This window comes from Nocardia colli (genome assembly GCF_008704205.1).
Lineage (GTDB): Bacteria > Actinomycetota > Actinomycetes > Mycobacteriales > Mycobacteriaceae > Nocardia > Nocardia colli.
In genome coordinates this window covers 562,997-580,068 of the sequence record NZ_VXLC01000001.1, presented here as the reverse complement: position 1 = coordinate 580,068, position 17,072 = coordinate 562,997, and the positions used below count along the sequence as shown (strand labels likewise).

The window sequence follows — 17,072 nt, the reverse complement described above, 5'->3', positions numbered from 1 at the left end:
CAAGGGAGCTGTCATATCGACCCGCATCGTATGAGTCGGATTCAGGCATAAATCAAATTTAGCTGCCAACTGAAAATGACAAGCGGTCCGGAACCTCCGGGCCGCTTTGTCGTATAGCCGTCTGCTACTTCGAGTTGAAACCGCGGCTCCTTCTCGATTTCTCGGATTCTGATTGCGATTGAGGTCTGTTATGGCGAGTGATTCGGCTTGGCCGGCACAAACCGAGGTGGCGCCGTGGGCGTCGGCGCGCACCGCGCACCTGGCCTCGTTGTCGGCCGGTGGGGCGTCGGATGATTCGACCCGAGCAGGGTCCGGCGACGGCCGTGTCCATGACTTCCATGGAATGACCGCGACCTCTTCTGGGCAGAAGCTCGCCCGGATCTTTGCGGGCAAGGATCTGGTCGAGGCTGCGCGGCCGATCGCGAATTCGCAGTCGGTAGCGGCGGATTCGGCTCCGGCCGGAGACGTGCCCGCGGTGTCGCAGTCAGTGATCAAGCCGGTAAGTTTCCAGACCGGTCCTGGTGATCGGTCGATGACGCCGGAAGAGCAGGCGGCGGCCAATCGGGCGAGATGGGAAGAGCAGCAGCAGTTTTCGCCGGTGCCCGGTGGTAATCGGCCGTCGCCGGGTGCGAATGCCCAGCCTGCCCAACCGAATCAGAATCCACAGCCGGTCCAGAACCAGCAGCCACAACAGGTTCCCGCAACCACCACCCCGGGCGCCGCTAAACCGGTCGACGCCCCGGCACCGGCGCAGCCCAACCCTGCCGACTCGACGGTGCCGGCTCCCACGCTGCCAGCTGAGGGCGTGCCGTGGGAGACCAGGTCGGACAACGGAGCTGTCGCGACGAGTGTGATCGTTCCCGGTACCGGCGGGCAAACGATCGACACCACGATCCGCAATGCTGACGGCACGACGACCCAGGTGCGTTCGGTCTCCGACGGAAACGGCGGAGTGACGACCTGGACGGCCAATGCCGACGGTTCGTTGTCGGTGCGGTACCCCGATGGAACCAACGGAGCACCACCTAACCAGGCGAAGATCTACACGGTCCCGGCCGGCCAGGACTCATCCGGCCCGGCTCCGATCTCGACCGATATCAGTGCCGATGGAAAGAACACGCATACCGAATCGGTCAATCCCGACGGAACAGTCTCGCAGGCCGATTCCAAGGTGCGTGACGACGGCACGATCCGGACCGATCACCTCAACCCGAATGGCTCGACGAGCAGCACGGTCGCTACGCCGGGCGCGAATGGTGCAATCACCACCACACTCATCAGTGATATCGACCCCAATGGTTATGGATATGACACCGATGACGCCGGCATCCGGTGGGATGTGACGCCAACCTCCAGGGAAGGCTTCGATCACAAAGCTCTTGAATTGCATGTTCAGCGGAAGGAGGGGGACAACTTCCGGGAAGAAATCTTCGACAAGTATGGACACCTGGTCAGTAGCGAGCTATATGGTCCGACTGGATCGTTAATCTACGGCAGAACTGTCAAGGACGATGTGGAAATAGTCGTCGGTCTGGCAAGTGATGTTCGAAAGAAAGCAAGCGATCAACTTGCTCGAGAATTAATGGCAGCGTACGCGAGTAGCAGGGATAAAAACAACCCGGATACCTCGAGCCCGAGCTACTTGGCGGCGCAACAACTTTCCGACATGCTCGGCAACCTACCCGGTGATGACAATGCCTTGATCAAGGCCGTATACAAGGACGGCAAGATTGTCCAGGTCAGCATAGCTGGTAAGGACGGAATCGATCATGTTGTGTCGATCGGTGAAAAACCGGGAAGAATGTCGGATCCAAATAGGTTCCTGCAGTTCGATCTCCATCCGGACGGATCCATGATCGATGGCCGCGGAAATCACTTGGTTCAGGTCGAAGGGTCGATTATTCGTTATGGGCCTGATGGTAAGCCGGTAATTCCGAACAGTAGCGAGGCTCGACAGCCCAAGATTGTCAAATACAGCATCAACGCGACTGGAAAATATGAATTCGAAGTAGAGCCGAAGCTGTTCGAATACACCGGAAACCGTCGATTCGTGCACCGCCCTGACACCGAAGTAAATGCCGAAATAACGGAAATCGTCCCCAAGCCGCCGGGTGTGGGCGCCGACAAAGTCTACAAGGTGGCCGGTGGTGGTGTGCTGATCGAAGATGCCAGTGGTATTCATTGGGCAACCGACCCCGGACATGGTCCTAGTGTCGCAGAGCAGCTCGAGGCTTTGGCATTCGAATTGGCGACCTTGGCGGTTCTCGATGGCGCGGGTCGCATCGCCTTCCGTGCCGGTGCCAAAGTTATTGCTGCCTTCAAAGCGCGCGAAGCCGCAGCCCTGGCTCGTGAAGCCGCAGCCGCTGCCGCCGCACAGAAGGCTGCACCGAGTATCGCGGCGAACACCGGCCGCGCCGGAATCCCAGATTCCACCGCCCCATTCTCCTGGGGAGGTTCGGCAGCCGCGAATCCGGTCCCGCGGGCCGGTCTGCCCACCGAGCAACCGCCGGTCTCATGGCGTGGCTCAGCAGTCTCACCTGCGTCGCCGAGAGCAGCCTTGCCCACCGAACAGCCGCCTGCTTCCTGGGGTGGTTCAGCCGCCTCGCCGTCAGTGCCGAAGGTCAGCCAGGCACCCGCACCGGCCTCGGCTCGAGTCGGACCGGCCCGGATCGAAGCCCCGGCGGCCAACCCACACACGACATTCCCCAATCATGGAGCGTCTGTCCCGAGGCAGGGCGCTGAGCCCTGGTCGGACCTGCCGCCGCGCGCAAGTTCGACTGTGCCACGAGCCGGGGTGCCGGCCCCGCGGATCGCTGAACTCGAGGTCGAGACCGAACTCGGCGTGAGCACCAGTCGCTCTCGTCCGCCGGCAGGACCGACCTCCACCGTCGGCCGCGGTGCCGAACTGACGCGCGCAGGTCACGTTGCGGCTGAACCTGTAGCCGCGGGACCGACGAGATTGATGCGGAAGGGTGGGAAGCCGCAGAAGTTTCCGAAACTGCCTCCGCTGAAGGGGGATCTGATGTTCAGTGAGGAAACGACTATCGCGATTGCGCAGAAGTATGGCATTGATATCAGCGATATTCGATTCGTGCACTATCGCGGGAGCATACGCGGACTGGGTTATGGTGAGACCACCTCACCGCATGACGTGACGCTATATCCCGAAGCATTCAGGAAGGGTGCAGAGTTCATCAAGGTTATTGCCAACGGTCACATGGATGTGATTCCGGAAACCATATATCTTACCGGCGAGGCCAGATTGGCGCGTACCTTGTATCATGAGAAGTTCCACGCTGACGAGCTCAAGCAGCTGGGTATGAAAAGGCCTCCCCGAAACGCGGAGGAGGTGCTTCAGTTCGAGATCAGGGCTTGGGCCGCCGAGAACGAATGGTGGGAGTCTGTGGGCAAGTACATACATGATGCGACAGGAAAATGATGATCGAGAATACTCCCGCTGGCGGCCGGCGGAATCGTGCTGATCGGGCTATGTGGTTGGAGGCCTTTGCCGGAATTATCAATAATCCGGAGAGTCTGCCGCAGACGCCTTGTCCGAACTGTGCGGCTGTGCCCGTCCGGGTCGCCTTCATCGGCCCTCCCGGAATGAGTGCCGGAAGCGGTCTGCTGTGGTGTGACACGTGCCTGTTCGGTATCTCGCTATCTCGAATGAACGTGCCGAGTGAATTCGACGTTATGCCCATCTCGACTCCTGTCAGCGATATATTGGCTACGGCTTCAATTCCTGATTTCGAGGTAATTTGGGAGTGAGTCACTCGGTGTCGGACGGCAGAATGGCTGCCCTTCAAGGCTGAGGATCTCTCTGGCGACCTTCGGCTGGTTGTACATCTACCATCGGCTAGGACTTCGGGTGCTCCGCCCTACTATCAGGTGTGCACCTCGGGTCAGAAGGTTATGCTTGCCTTCGAAACCGCATTTCCACGCATGCGGATGGAGGTGCTTAACTTGCCGGGGGAAAGGATATATGGCGTTGAACCAACTTCATGACGAAACAAGTGGTCCGATAAGGTCGGTTTTCGAGCAAGTGGTTCGAGAGGGGCTCGATCCCGGCTCTGTAACAGGTGCGGCGGATTCAGATATCGACCGTTTCGCTGCTGCGCAGGGTGTCGTCCATGTGCCGGAAGCGGTTCGGGAGGTGCTTCGGCTCGTCGGTGGTCGGCCAGGAATTTGGTTCGCGGGTACAGCGTTTGGTGTGGATTCCGTCGGTGCCGGGACGAAGCGTCAAGTAGTGGCGCTTTTGTCTGATGTGGGTCATGAGCTTCGTGACCCAGCGGGAATGCTGGTGCTGGCAGCGCATCAAGGCTATTCGTATCACGTAATAGATGGAGCTGACCTGGCACTGGAGGACCCCCCCGGTTTGGGAGGTGGAAGAACCGGACGAGGTCTACCAAGGCTGGAACAGCGTGTCGGCCTGGTTCGACGGAACCAAGCCTAGTGTATCTGAATACCGCGCCCACCTTGCCGCGCGAAAGATGCTCGGCCTGCGCATCCCGCCTGAGTGACAGCGTTCCGATTATCTCATTACTGCGATAACACGATATCCGGCGTCGGTGTGCAAAGGTACTGCTTCGTCGGGGATCCGATTTTCAGGCTTCCGACTCGGGTAGACGACCGCAGTCGATAGTTCAGCCCATTCCGCGGGCGTTCACAACGGTACCGGTCGTGAACCGATAGAACCGTTAATCGCGAATATAAAATTCCGAGCGAATACGCAGCCGATCGCCTTCTGATCCGCTGCGGCGCCTCGTTATATATCGCGTCGGATGCCTCGGCATTGCTGGGCAATTTCATGCGACAGCTTAGTGATGATTCTTTTGCTGCGCGAATCCAGAATAAATTGAGGAAGTGGCTATGGCCCTGCAATACAATGCTGTCTGGGCGACGGCTGGCACGCCGAATACTTTTGAGGCGCATGGCCCGGGAATTCTGCTGTACAACTCCGATAGTTCCGGTCGTACGGCCTACGTCTCGCTTTCGCCGATCGGTACCGTCGGTGGGTTTCCGATCGAGGCGGGTGAGAAGTTGAACATTCCGTTGAAGCAAGCGACGACGCTCTACTTCTGGACCAATGGTCCGGAAGGCGAAATGGTACATCTCCGGCTTTTCACCGACGATGGCAATTGAGCCGGCACTGGCGGCGCAATGCTGTAACTCGGTGAAGTTGACCTGGGCTGTTTCGCCGCGCTTGGAACAGATATATCGATCGAGGAGTGAATGATGGCCGTATATGGCCCGTCCGGCGTTGCAGTCGACGCCGCCGGTAATACCTACATCGCGAATAGTTCGGTCAGTAACTATGTCCTCAAGCAGGATCCGGACGGGCGGGAGTCCAGGCTTTCGTTCCGGTATCTCCAGGTTCCGTACGGGGTAACCGTCGATACGGCGGGGACTGTTTACGTTACCGACTACAAGTATGACAGTAAATATCAGCGTGGCTTTGTCTATCGACTGACTGTCGGTGGGGTAGAGACGCGCATCGAGATTCCTGAACTGCGGAACCCCACGGACGTTCATGTCGACGCCGCCGGCAACCTATATGTCGTCGACAGTTGGAACGATAGAATTGTTCGGGTCGCGCCGAACGGAACCCAGGAAACCATCCCGCCCGGAAATCTGGCTTTCCCGTTCGGCATCGTCGTCGATGGCGCAGGGACTATCACTGTCTCGAACAGTGAGGACCGGATCGGTATCATCAGGCTCGATGCTGCGGGGAACCGGACCACTGTGCCCTTCACCGGCCTAGATCGGTCGATGGGTCTGGATATTGATTCGGCCGGAAATATTTATGTCGTGCAGGCCGGATTTCAGAGCTCGGCCCCGCGTGTTTTGAAGATGACGCCTGATGGTGTGCAATCGGTGCTGCCCTTCGGTCCGGGAGTGCTGCACAACCCGCGGGGCGTCGCGGTGACCGATAATACCATCCTGGTGGCCGACGAGTATGGCCTGAAGAAGCTGGCGCTCTGAAATAGAACCGACGTGACGGTTCAGTCGTCGGTCCGGCGGTAATCGGTGACTCGACTAGTAATGTTACGCACATTCTGTATGTGATGAATCACAACTTAGCCGTTGGGTTGCTGGCTGAATGCGTTTCATTCGGTTGGTGAATATAGACATAAGTGATTGCATGCTAAATATTTGCTGCTGCCGTCATGGCGATGCATGCACTGTTCGATATCGAATATCTGCCACGCTGAATTACCGGCGACTACCTGCGAGTATGGTGCGTGCCCCCAACTGGTTTGTCGGTAGAAATTGGGTCATGGCCTGGCTATACGCTAGCTCACGTTTTGAAAGTCACACGAATCCCGGCATGCAATCAGCGAGCTATCAATGGCGATTGCCCGCGATGGCTGAACGGTCGCTGGATGCTGAATCTGCGTGATAGAACTGGCCTCGGTCGATACCAATGGGGTTTTCGATCAGGGAAGATTCGGTAAAGGAAACAGCTGGATGAGTAAAATGCGTGTGTTCGGGGTTGTGCTGGCGGCGGCGGCCGGTGTGGTTATCGCCGGGTCGGGGCTGGCTACGGCCGGTGCGGCGCCGAGTGTCACTGTGCAGCCGGGGATTTCGGTGCAGCCGGTGATCGGGGTCGGTGAGCCGGATCCGAATGGGACCGGGTCGAGCTCGGCGCTGGTCGATCTGATCAAGGCGCTGACGACCGGGTCGGCGGGCGCCAAGTAGCTCGCTGAAGAGATGCCGCCCGCGTACTGCGGGGGATGGACGGCGGGGTGTCCTGAATTTCGCGAAGCGGCCCGGAGCGATCCGGGCCGCTTTGTCGTTTCGCGACTCGGTCACAGCTGGGCATGAGAGACGCCTCACGATGTTTGCTGAAGGTTCACGATGCCGGTTATGTGAGGAATGTTCGAAGTAGTGGGCCTGCGGGCGGTGGCAGCGGATGCGTTCCGGGTACCGCCTTGGTCGAAAGCACAAAACATGCCTTGAGCAGGTATGACAGATGACAGTCAGTACAGCGAACCGCACCTCGTCCGCCGCTCGGATACGTGCATCCGCGCGATCCCGGTCATACACTCGACCAAGTAGCTGGTGGGATTCCGATGACGTGATCCCGCGCCTGTCGTCAGCAAGGTGAGGATTCCTCTGCACTAGGTGGTGACCGTGGCCAAAGGCGGCGCGATGTTCAGAGCTTGGTGGCGGGATCCGGCCGACTACGCGTGGCTTGCCCGGGCGCTCGACTCCTATACGGCGGTGCGCTGGCTGAAGATGGTCGTCGGGATGGGCGGCGTCTTCCTGGCGGGAATCGCCATGCTGGCCGCGTCGTCGGACGGCGGCCCGCCGCGTGGGTTCGGCTTGGCGATCGACTGGGCCACCGCCGGGTTCGCGGTGTATTGGGCGTTGCGCTGGTGGCTGCTGCCGTGGCCGTCCCGGGTCGAATCGCTGATGCTGTTCGGGGCCGCGGATGTGGCGATCACGGTGGCGAATCTGCAGGAATCGAACCGGCTGTACGGGGCGCTCGGACTGACGCTGCTGGTGATCACGGGGGGCTACCTGGCGGTGATGCACAACGCCAAAGTGCTTGCGCTGCATGCGGCGTGGACGGTGTTCTCGGTGGTGCTGCTGACCGGGCGGATGGTGGCCGGCGGCGGTGATCCGATGATCGGCGCCGTGATCGTGCTGATGACCGCGGCCTGCGGGGTGGTCATGATGCCGGCGATGCAGTTCTGCTTTTGGGTGCTGCGGCAGGACGCGGTCCGCGATCCGTTGACCACGTTGCTGAATCGGCGCGGCATGGAGCTGCACTTGGCGACGATGGCGGGCTCGGGCTGCCGCGGGCCGATGTGCGCGATCGCGGTCGATCTCGATCGGTTCAAGGCGATCAACGATCGCTTCGGTCACCGGGCGGGTGACGAGGTGCTGGCGCGCACGGCGCAGCGGCTGCTCGCGGTGCGCGGCCCGCGCATGGTGGTCGCGCGGACGGGCGGTGAAGAGTTCGTGATTTTCGGGCCGGTCAAGGACCGGACGGCTCGGGCGGCGGCCGAGCAGGTGCGGCTGGCGGTGTCCGAGCCGCAGGTGGTGCGGCGGGACGAGGACGCGCTCGCGGAGACGATCTCGGTGACCGCGAGCATCGGGGTGGTCGTGTTCGACGGGCCGTGTGAGCTGCCGCGGCCCTACTCGATGCTGGGGCGGGCCGATGAGGCGATGTACGAGGCCAAACAACTCGGCGGGAATCTGGTGGTCGTCGACGAACCGGTCGCGTCCCCGGTGACCTAGAAACGCGAAAACGGCCCGGAGCGATCCGGGCCGTTTTCGCGTATTCAGTGGATCAGAACGCCGCTTCGTCCAGCTCCATGATGTCGTTGTCCAGGTTCGACAGGATGGTGCGGACCGCGGTCAGCTCCGGCAGCATGTTGCGCGCGAAGAACTGCGCGACCGCGACCTTGCCCTGGTAGAACGACTCGTCGGCGCCGGTGGCGCCGTTGTCGAGCGCCTTGATGGCGATCTCGGCCTGACGCAGCAGCTGCCAGCCGATGAGCAGGTCGCCGACGGCGAGCAGGAACCGCACCGAACCGAGGCCGACCTTGTACAGCTCGGTCGGGTTCTCCTGGGCGCCCATCAGGTGGCCGGTGAGGGTGGCGGCCATGCCCTGCACGTCCTCGAGTGCGGTGGCGAGCAGCTTGCGCTCGCCCTTGAGCCGGCCGTTGCCCGCCTCGGTGTCGATGAACTTCTGCACCTGGCCGGCCACGTGGGCCAGCGCGACGCCGCGGTCACGGGCGATCTTGCGGAAGAAGAAGTCCTGCGCCTGGATGGCGGTGGTGCCCTCGTAGAGCGAGTCGATCTTCGCGTCGCGGATGTACTGCTCGATCGGGTAGTCCTGGAGGAAGCCGGAGCCGCCCAGGGTCTGCAGCGATTCGGTCAGGTACTGGTAGGCCCGCTCGGAACCGACACCCTTGACGATCGGCAGCAGCAGGTCGTTGACCCGGTCCGCGAGATCGGCGTCGGCGCCCGAAACCTGAAGGGCGACATCGGGATCCTGGTGCGCGGCGGTGTAGAGGTAGATCGCGCGCAGGCCCTCGGCGTAGGCCTTCTGGCTGGCCAGCGAACGACGCACGTCGGGGTGGTGGGTGATGGTGACGCGGGGCGCGGCCTTGTCGGTCATCTTGGTCAGGTCGGCACCCTGGACGCGCTCCTTGGCGTAGTCCAGTGCGTTCAGGTAACCGGTCGACAGGGTGGCGATGGCCTTGGTGCCGACCATCATGCGCGCGTTCTCGATGACGTCGAACATCTGCGCGATGCCGTTGTGCACCTCGCCGACGAGCCAGCCCTTGGCCGGAATGCCGTTGCCGCCGAAGGTGACCTCACAGGTGGCGGAGACCTTCAGGCCCATCTTGTGCTCGACGCCGGTGACGAAGACGCCGTTGCGGTCGCCGAGTTCGCCGGTCTCGTGGTCGAAGTGGAACTTCGGCACGAAGAACAGCGACAGACCCTTGGTGCCGGGGCCTGCGCCCTCGGGGCGGGCCAGCACCAGGTGGACGGTGTTCTCGAACATGTCGTCGGCATCGGCGGAGGTGATGAAGCGCTTCACGCCCTCGATGTGCCAGGTGCCGTCTTCCTGCTTGACCGCCTTGGTGCGGCCGGCGCCGACGTCGGAGCCCGCGTCGGGCTCGGTGAGCACCATGGTGGCGCCCCAATCGCGGTCGATCGCGATCTGGGCCCACTTCTTCTGCTCGTCGGTGCCGTTGTTGTAGAAGATGGTGTTGAAGCCGGGGCCTGCGGCGTACATGTAGGCGGCGGGCTGGGCGCCGAGGATCAGCTCGCTGATCGCCCAGTGCACGGTGCGCGGGACGCCGAGACCACCGAGCGCCTCCGGGATGCCGAGCTTCTCCCAGCCGCCTTCCTGCAGCGCGCGGAAGGACTTCTTGAACGATTCGGGGATCGCGACGGTGTGCGTCTCCGGATCGAAGACCGGCGGGTTGCGGTCGGCGTCGGCGAACGACTCGGCGAGGGGGCCCTCGGCGAGGCGACGTACCTCGGCGAGCATCTCCTTCACGGTGTCCGTGTCGAGGTCGCCGTAGGCGTCGCCGTCGATGATGGACCCGAGACCGAGGACCTCGAAGAGGTTGAACTCCAGGTCGCGGACGTTGCTCTTGTAGTGACCCATGTCAGTACTCACTCTCCGTTGAGTTGGTGCGGTCGGTTGGTTGACCGTTCCCGCCCGTTTCTCGTCTACCGGTTAGCCGGTTTTCCGCATGCTACTCGCGGGTAACTTACGACCTATATTACCGGTCGGTAATGGACTGGCAAAGGCTCGAGCGGGAATGTGACGCGAAAAACAGCGCCGCGCGCGGTGTCACCGGTTGACACGCCGACCCGGGTTACCGTGAAGCGTGCGAATCGAGACGAGCGCCGGACCGGCCGAAATCGAGCTCGACCGGCCGCGCAAACCCGCGTTCCTGCTGGTACTGACCCACGGCTCGGGCGGCGGGGTCGACGCGAAGGACATCCTGACCGTGCGCGATGCCGCGCTGGACCTGGGCGGTGCGGTCGCCAGGGTGATCCAGCCGTATCGGGTCGCCGGGCGACGCGCGCCGGGCTCGGCGGTGAAGCAGGACGAGGCGTGGCTGGAGATTGTGGCCGACCTGCGCAAGCGGATCAAGAAGGTGCCGCTGATCCAGGGCGGGCGCAGCAACGGGGCGCGGGTGGCCTGCCGCACGGCGATCGCGGTGCAGGCGCGCGGAGTGATCGCGCTGTCGTTCCCGCTGCACCCGCCGGGGAAGCCGGAGAAGACGCGGCGCGAGGAACTGCTCGACGCGGGCGATATCGAAGTGGTCGTTATCAACGGCGGCAGCGATCCGTTCGGCATCCCGGATGCCGCCGACGCCGCGGAGGTGCGGGTGATCCCGGGTCAGCCGCACTCGTTCCGCACCGGGTTCGACGTCATCGCCGACACGGTCACGCCCTGGTTGGAGCGTTGGAGTAGCTAGCCGATCACAGGCAGTACTTGGCGCCGTAAGAGATCGACTGCACGAGGCAGGCCAAGGACGCGGCGCTGCTGGACCCGGGCGATACGCCGATGGGGCTCGCCTCCGCGCCGACCGGATCCGCCTGGCTGCTCGGCTCCAACGGGATTCCGCTGGGCGCCGCGTTCGCCACGCCCGCTCCCGCCGTCAGGGTGATCGCCACGGCGACAACGATTTTCAGCACGGTACGGCTCATCGGACAGCTCCTCGGTTGCGGATGGATCGCCCGCAACGCTAGCCACGCCGCTTGCTGTGGACACGCCCCCAATGTCGTTGGCCGTAGCTCCAGGCCGTGCTGCTCGGTAACCGCATCCCTCGGCGGTGGTAGATCGAAAGTGCTTGTAGGACTGTGGGTCTAGGACCGCAGCCCGATGTAGGACGACGTTTCCGTCGCTAGCGTCCGAGACATGCGAATTCCTCTGATCGGCTGGTTGAACCGCAGGCCGGCGGTCCATCGGACATTTTTCCGCGGTCCGTTGCTCGTCGCGATCGCCATGGTCGCGTGCTTCGGCGCGAGCATCGGCCCGGCCGGTGCCGCTCCCGGCGACGATGCTCCGATCCAGGAAGCGGTCTCCTTCCAGAGCCACGGGTTGACGTTGCACGGCACCGTGTTCGTCCCGCGCGCCGCCGGCGGAAAGCGTCCCGGCGTCGTCCTGGTTCATGGTTCGGGGCCGGGTCCGCGGGCCAAGTACGTCCCGGAGGCGGAGGCCTTCGCGCGGGCGGGCATCGTCGCCCTGGCCTTCGACAAGCGCGCCGACGGCTACTCCCTGATGGAACGGGACTTCGACCTGTTGGCCGATGACGCGCTCGCCGGTCTGGCCGCCCTGCGGGATCGACCGGACGTGGACCCGGCGAACGTAGGACTGTGGGGATTGAGCGAGGGCGGCTGGGTCGCGCCGCTGGCCGCCGCGAAGTCGCCGGATGTCGCGTTCCTGATCACGATCGGCGCGTCCGGCTTCGACCCGCTGCGCACGCAGACCTGGAACCTGGGCAATCAGCTGCGCCACCGCGGAGTTTCCGGAGCGTTCCGGGATGCGGTCGCGCGTCCGGGGGCGCTGCTGATCTCTGAGACCGGGCTGTTCCCGGAGGCCGGTTACGACCCGGTGCCGGTGCTCGAACGGCTGCACCTGCCGGTTCTGGCGCTGTGGGGTGAGCACGACACGCTCTGCCCGCCGGCGGAGAGCGCCGCGGTGTTCCAGCGGGCGCTGGATCGAGCGGGTAACCAGCACGCCACCATCCGGTTCGTGCCGGGAGCGGGCCATGCCGGGCACGCCACCACCGATGGCTTCGACAAGGTCGGTGGTCTGGTCGTCGACGGCAAGGCGCTCGGTGCGCTCGGACCCGAATACGCCGACGTGATGACCTCGTGGGTGCAGTCGGTCGTGGCCGGTCGGGCTCCGCTGTCCAGCGTCGAACCTGTTCCCGCACAAGCGGATACCAGCGTGCCGCCGTCGAGCGGAGCTTGGTACGAGGCGGCCGCGGTGCGGTATGCCGCCTTGGCGGTGCTGCTGATCGGATTCGCCGGATACCCGTTCACCGCCTGGTTCGGGCGGCGCGAACAGTCAGGCCCGGTGCGCTGGCCCGCCCGATTGTTGTCCGCAACCGGGTTCGTGGCCGTCGTCGCAACGGTGATCTACCTGCTGTCGATCTTCGCCACCGGCGGCCAGGGGGCGACCGCCTTCGTCGCCGGCCGCACCTTGCCCTGGCTACTGCTACAGCTCTGTACCTGCGCGGTGCTGCTCGCGACCGCCGCGACCGCGCTGACCTGGTGGCGGAACCGGGCTCGAGTCGGCGGGGCGATGCGGGTCAGGCTCACGCTGCTGATCCTCGCGGGAGTCGTGTTCGTGCCCTGGGCGTTGTACTGGCAGTTACTCGGGCCGTGATCTCACGAAACCGGTTCGATCTCAGCCGATCCCGGTTCGGGACGGGTCGCGATGACCAAGGCGTCGATCGCGTCGCGGCCCTCGGTCGGACGGTGAACGCGTTCGGCCAGACGGATGCGAATGCGGTTGTCGGCAACGGACTCTTGCAGGTCGGCGACGATGTCGTCGGGGGTGAAGAGGACGGAGGCGTCTTTGGGGCCGCCGTAACCGTCGATGAGGTTGGTCGTGTCGTGGCCGAGGACGAGCAGGGTGCCGTCGGGGACGAGCAGTTCGGCGGCGCGGCGGACCACCTTGCTGCGCTGGTCGGCCGGCAGATGCAGGAAGACCATCAGGACCAGCTCGAACGGGCCGGTGATCTCGGCGGCGTCGAGGTCGGTGACGTCGGCGCACTGCCAGGTGATGCGGCTGCGCACCGAACGGGACAGGCGGGTGGCGATGGTGCGGCCCTTGTCGACGCCGACCTGCGAGTAGTCGACGGCGTGCACCTGCCAGCCGTGGGTGGCCAGCCACAGCGCGTTGCGGCCTTCGCCGCAGGCCAGGTCCAGCGCGCGCGGCAGTTCGGGCGCTTCGCCGTCGGGCGTGTCCGGCCGCAGCGGCGTGCTCCGGTCCAGCCCGAAGACGTGTTCCACCATGGTGTTGTTCGGCGGTGCGCCCCAGACCAACTCGGTTTGCGCGTAGCGCTCGTCCCATTCGGTCGCATCCATGTCCGTGAGTCTATTGATCCTCGGCGGGCAGCCAGTGGACCGGCGAGGTTTCCCGGATGTGCACCAGCACGTCGAAGGCGCCGGCCAGCGACGCGACGCTGATGTTGGCGTCGGCGTCCTTCGCCGGGTCGTAGATGCCGCTGATGACGCGGGCCTTGGCCGGGCCGTTGCGCCATTCCCGCACTTCGCCGGGTGCGTCGTCGCGCAGGTCTACGTAGTAGGCGGGCAGGTCGACCGTGCCGAGGATCGCGTCCACCAGATCGGGCAGTGGCTCGGGTGCGGTGGTCCGGCCGAGGTCGCCGTGGTGGAAGCCGAGGGCGACGGAGACGTAGCCGGCGTCGAACTCCTCGTGCAGGTAGGCGCCGATGCCGCGGAATTCCGCCGCGCCCATGGCCAATCGGAGGCTCGTGGTGTGGGCGATGCCGTCCCAGTAGACGATCTTGGCGCCCGTCGCGCGCTGCCGATCGATGACCCGCTCTCCGGAGAGCCGCTCGTCGCGGGCGAATCCGCCCTGTCCGGCGACGCTGTTCTCGTGGAAGTCGAGAATGAGCTTCGCATGGGTGCGGACCCGAGCGTATTCCGTTGTGGTCGGCAGGCTTTCGAGCACAGCGAAGGCATCGCGGGCGTCCTCGGCGAACGGACGTCCCGGATGAACTCCCTGATGCCGCTGCACGTGTTCGTCCAACTGATGCGCGGTGCGGATCGGCGTCAGGTGAGTTTCGATGGCGGCCAGCCGATCCGGCGCGACCCGGCGCACATAGTCGAGCACCACGTCGTAGTCCGCGGGCTCCGCGCTGGGCGGCTGCACCCCGAACACCTGGACCTGGTCATCGGGATGCGCCACGTTGAACGCGCGGATCCACTTCAGTGCCGCAACGGTTTCCGTCGTCCGCCACGGCAGCCACGAGCCGGCGAGCACCGACCGGGGATCGCCGACTCCGGTCCGCACGTACCGATCCCACCGCTCGCCGGAACTGGCACTGTCCTGAATTGCCAACCCACGGAACCCATGTCGCTCGACGAGTGCGCGGAAGATCCGCTCCTGCACCCCGTAGATCTGCCGGGAGAACCGCGTCGACTCGCCGAGCCCGACCACCGTGGCCGACCCGAGCCGATCGATCAGCAGATCCAGATCAGGCCCGGCGTAACCGGGATCGGTATCGATGACCGGACGCGCGTTGGCGCTGAGCCACGCACGCACGGTGGCGATCTCGGGTGCGACGGTTCCCATGGTTCCTCCTGAACGACGACGATCCAACCCGGCCAAGCCTCATACATCAAGCATTGTTGAGGTCAAGGCCGTGTCGGATCGTCGTCGTTCAGGAGCTGGAACCCTTTACAGCGGCGTGCGCATGAGCAGCACGTTGTACTGGCTGTGCACGGTCGTGAGGTAGTACAGATCACGCCCGGTCTGATACGGGAAGATCGACGGCGCGTACGCGCTCGGCAGCTCCCTGGTGTCGATCAGCACCTCGGGATCGCTCCACGGACCGGTCGGCGCCGAGGCGCGCCGCATGACCACCGAGTTGAACGGGTCGGTGGTGAGCGAGATGTATTGGCCCAGATACGCGTTGTACATCACCGACAGTTCGCCGACGCCCCACATGATCGGCGCCGCGGCGTTGACGTCACCGCGCTTCCACGCCCCGCCGTCCCAGTACTCGTACGCGCCGAGGTCGGCGATCTGAGCCTCCGGAACCCGTGCGACGAACGCCTCCTGATTGCGTCCGGCCGGGGTGCCGTACTCGTAGACGAAACCGCCGTCCTTGAGGAAGGCGTTCATCTGGAAGTTGCTGTTGCCGCCGTCGTCCGGGCGCCGGGTCGCGGGCAATTCGCCCCAGGTCTCGCCGTTGTCCCCGGACGCGGCGAGCCCGGAGTAGTTGGTGGTCCACTGCCCGACCTCGTCCCAGCTGCGCACGGACATGAGGCTCATGAATTGGACGCCACCCACCGAGATGCCCGCCGTCGGAATGCGGCTAATCTCCAGAAACGGGATTTTCGGGCTCGGAATCAGATCCCGCGCCTGACCGAAGACATCCCGGACCACGCTGTCGAAATAGATGCCGCCGGACGGGTTGTGCGTGTGGCTCCGAGTCAGGATATTGGAGCGCCACGACCACATGCTTCCGGCCAGAAGGTTCGGGAATCCGACCCCCGCGGTGTCGCCGAATGCGGTCAGCAGCTCACCGTTCCCGTTGTCCCACATGATGCCCAGATCGGTGCCGAGCACGTTGTAGGCCTGAGTGTTGTTCGGGCTGGCCATGCCGGTCATCTGGAACACGGCCTTGGTGCGCCCGACCAGGTTGGGCAGGCCGTTGCTCCCGTTGAGTACCGGAATCGGATTGATGGTGTTTGGGTCGGCGATGGCGGGGGTACTCGCGGTGATAAACAATGCCGAAGCGCCCGTCAACGCCGAAAGCAAGATGGCTGCCGTCTTGGTCAAGGTTCGTGAGCCCTCCGTGTCCTCGCCGAGAAGCAATGCGAAACACTGATTCCCGCGATACACAGACCATTCGCGGTGTGTACGCACCACAATTCGACTGGCTGGCAAATCTCTAGGAAATGCTAGCAGCGCAGTCGTCGAAAATGTGGTGCGTAGCGCAAAAGGGCTCGTTGACGGCTAGCTCCCGGTGGGCTTGCCCCGCGTCGTGGCCAGCCGAATGATCAGCGGCAACTGCGTCGCACGTTCGATGGCGAAGGTGCGGCGTGTCGAAGCCTCCCACGCCTTGTCGAACAGTCGCTTGACCCCCGCGACGGCGTGCGGCGAGCGGGTCGCGATGCGCTCGGCGAGCTTCTCCGCGGCGGCCAGCGGATCCGCGGTGACCTCGGTGACCAGGCCGATCCGTTCGGCGTAGGCGGCGTCGACCGTGTCCGCGGTCATCGCCAGCAGCAGCGCCTTGTCCACGCCGATCAGCCGGGACAGGGTGGCCGCGCCGGTCATGTCGGGCACCAGGCCGTGCTTGGCCTCCATCACCGAGAACTCCGATTCCGGCGTGGCGAAGCGGAAGTCGGCGGCCAGCGCGAGTTGCAGTCCGCCGCCGAAGCAGCGGCCGTGCACCGCGGCGATCACCGGAACCCGCAGCCTGCGCCAGGCCCAGCAGGCCTCCTGAAAGGTATTGGTGCCGCGCCACGGCAGCGGAACGAAGCTGCGCACGATGGACAGCGGGTCGCCGGTCGCCTTCGCGATATCCAGGCCGCTGCTGAAGCTCGGGCCGTTGCCGGACAGGATGACCGCGCGCACGTCGTCGCGGCCGGCGATGGTGTGCGCGGTGTCGATCAGGTCGCCGAGCATGTCGATGGTGAGGCCGTTGTGCTTGTCCGGCCGGTCGAGGGAGACGTAGGCGCGGTCGCCGTCGAAGCGCAGCGCGATGTTGGTGCCCATTCCCGGATCTTACCCGCGAGTCAGTTCAATGGCAGTGGGCCATTGCCCGGTCGTCTGGACTCTGTTCTAATCGAACTCAGGTTACCGTCAATGCTGACGGTAACTGCGT

Annotated in this window: 15 protein-coding genes; 8 read left to right on the top strand and 7 right to left on the bottom strand. The window is 64.0% G+C overall.

Annotation, left to right across the window (positions count from 1 at the left end):
• Positions 1–190: 190 nt before the first annotated feature.
• Positions 191–3,439 carry a hypothetical protein gene (locus F3087_RS02825; protein ID WP_150400173.1) on the top strand — a complete coding sequence of 1,083 codons (3,249 nt, stop codon included), beginning with the start codon at positions 191–193 and terminating at the stop codon, positions 3,437–3,439.
• Between the two features lie 651 nt (positions 3,440–4,090).
• On the opposite strand, the gene F3087_RS02820 is transcribed toward F3087_RS02825, so the two are convergent.
• On the bottom strand, positions 4,091–4,273 hold the full coding sequence (locus tag F3087_RS02820) for a hypothetical protein (protein ID WP_150400172.1): 183 nt from the start codon (positions 4,271–4,273) through the stop codon (positions 4,091–4,093).
• A 67-nt stretch (positions 4,274–4,340) separates the two neighbouring features.
• Here F3087_RS02820 and F3087_RS02815 point away from each other — a divergent pair, with 67 nt between their 5' ends.
• The 5 genes from F3087_RS02815 (at position 4,341) to F3087_RS02795 (ending at position 8,247) form a co-directional block, all read left to right on the top strand.
• Complete coding sequence (locus F3087_RS02815; protein ID WP_150400171.1) at positions 4,341–4,520, top strand: hypothetical protein; 180 nt, start codon at positions 4,341–4,343, stop codon at positions 4,518–4,520.
• 349 nt (positions 4,521–4,869) lie between these two features.
• Positions 4,870–5,142, top strand: a complete 273-nt coding sequence (locus F3087_RS02810; protein WP_150400170.1) for a hypothetical protein — start codon at positions 4,870–4,872, stop codon at positions 5,140–5,142.
• A 93-nt stretch (positions 5,143–5,235) separates the two neighbouring features.
• Positions 5,236–5,982, top strand: a complete 747-nt coding sequence (locus F3087_RS02805; protein ID WP_150400169.1) for an NHL repeat-containing protein — start codon at positions 5,236–5,238, stop codon at positions 5,980–5,982.
• Positions 5,983–6,468: 486 nt separating this feature from the next.
• Positions 6,469–6,699 (top strand): hypothetical protein, encoded by a 231-nt coding sequence (locus F3087_RS02800; RefSeq protein WP_150400168.1) that lies wholly within the window; start codon positions 6,469–6,471, stop codon positions 6,697–6,699.
• 453 nt (positions 6,700–7,152) lie between these two features.
• Entirely contained in the window at positions 7,153–8,247 is a 1,095-nt protein-coding gene (locus F3087_RS02795) for a GGDEF domain-containing protein (protein WP_150400167.1), read from the top strand.
• A gap of 52 nt (positions 8,248–8,299) precedes the next feature.
• On the opposite strand, the gene F3087_RS02790 is transcribed toward F3087_RS02795, so the two are convergent.
• The gene (locus F3087_RS02790) at positions 8,300–10,135 is read right to left on the bottom strand and encodes an acyl-CoA dehydrogenase (protein ID WP_150400863.1); all 1,836 of its coding nucleotides are present in this window, start codon (positions 10,133–10,135) and stop codon (positions 8,300–8,302) included.
• Between the two features lie 226 nt (positions 10,136–10,361).
• Between F3087_RS02790 and F3087_RS02785 the strand changes: the two genes are divergently transcribed.
• Positions 10,362–10,958 (top strand): alpha/beta hydrolase family protein, encoded by a 597-nt coding sequence (locus F3087_RS02785; protein WP_150400166.1) that lies wholly within the window; start codon positions 10,362–10,364, stop codon positions 10,956–10,958.
• A 4-nt stretch (positions 10,959–10,962) separates the two neighbouring features.
• On the opposite strand, the gene F3087_RS02780 is transcribed toward F3087_RS02785, so the two are convergent.
• Positions 10,963–11,190 carry a hypothetical protein gene (locus F3087_RS02780; protein ID WP_150400165.1) on the bottom strand — a complete coding sequence of 76 codons (228 nt, stop codon included), beginning with the start codon at positions 11,188–11,190 and terminating at the stop codon, positions 10,963–10,965.
• 211 nt (positions 11,191–11,401) lie between these two features.
• Between F3087_RS02780 and F3087_RS02775 the strand changes: the two genes are divergently transcribed.
• A complete protein-coding gene (locus F3087_RS02775) occupies positions 11,402–12,877 on the top strand; it encodes an alpha/beta hydrolase family protein (RefSeq protein WP_223884785.1) in 1,476 nt (491 codons plus the stop codon).
• Positions 12,878–12,879: 2 nt separating this feature from the next.
• Here F3087_RS02775 and F3087_RS02770 read toward each other — a convergent pair whose 3' ends face one another.
• From F3087_RS02770 to F3087_RS02755, 4 genes are all read right to left on the bottom strand, one after another.
• Entirely contained in the window at positions 12,880–13,581 is a 702-nt protein-coding gene (locus F3087_RS02770) for a class I SAM-dependent methyltransferase (protein ID WP_150400164.1), read from the bottom strand.
• 10 nt (positions 13,582–13,591) lie between these two features.
• Positions 13,592–14,812 carry an erythromycin esterase family protein gene (locus F3087_RS02765; protein WP_150400163.1) on the bottom strand — a complete coding sequence of 407 codons (1,221 nt, stop codon included), beginning with the start codon at positions 14,810–14,812 and terminating at the stop codon, positions 13,592–13,594.
• A 105-nt stretch (positions 14,813–14,917) separates the two neighbouring features.
• Positions 14,918–16,024, bottom strand: a complete 1,107-nt coding sequence (locus F3087_RS02760) for a DUF4185 domain-containing protein (RefSeq protein ID WP_150400162.1) — start codon at positions 16,022–16,024, stop codon at positions 14,918–14,920.
• 177 nt (positions 16,025–16,201) lie between these two features.
• On the bottom strand, positions 16,202–16,951 hold the full coding sequence (locus F3087_RS02755; protein WP_317983912.1) for a crotonase/enoyl-CoA hydratase family protein: 750 nt from the start codon (positions 16,949–16,951) through the stop codon (positions 16,202–16,204).
• Positions 16,952–17,072: the final 121 nt, after the last annotated feature.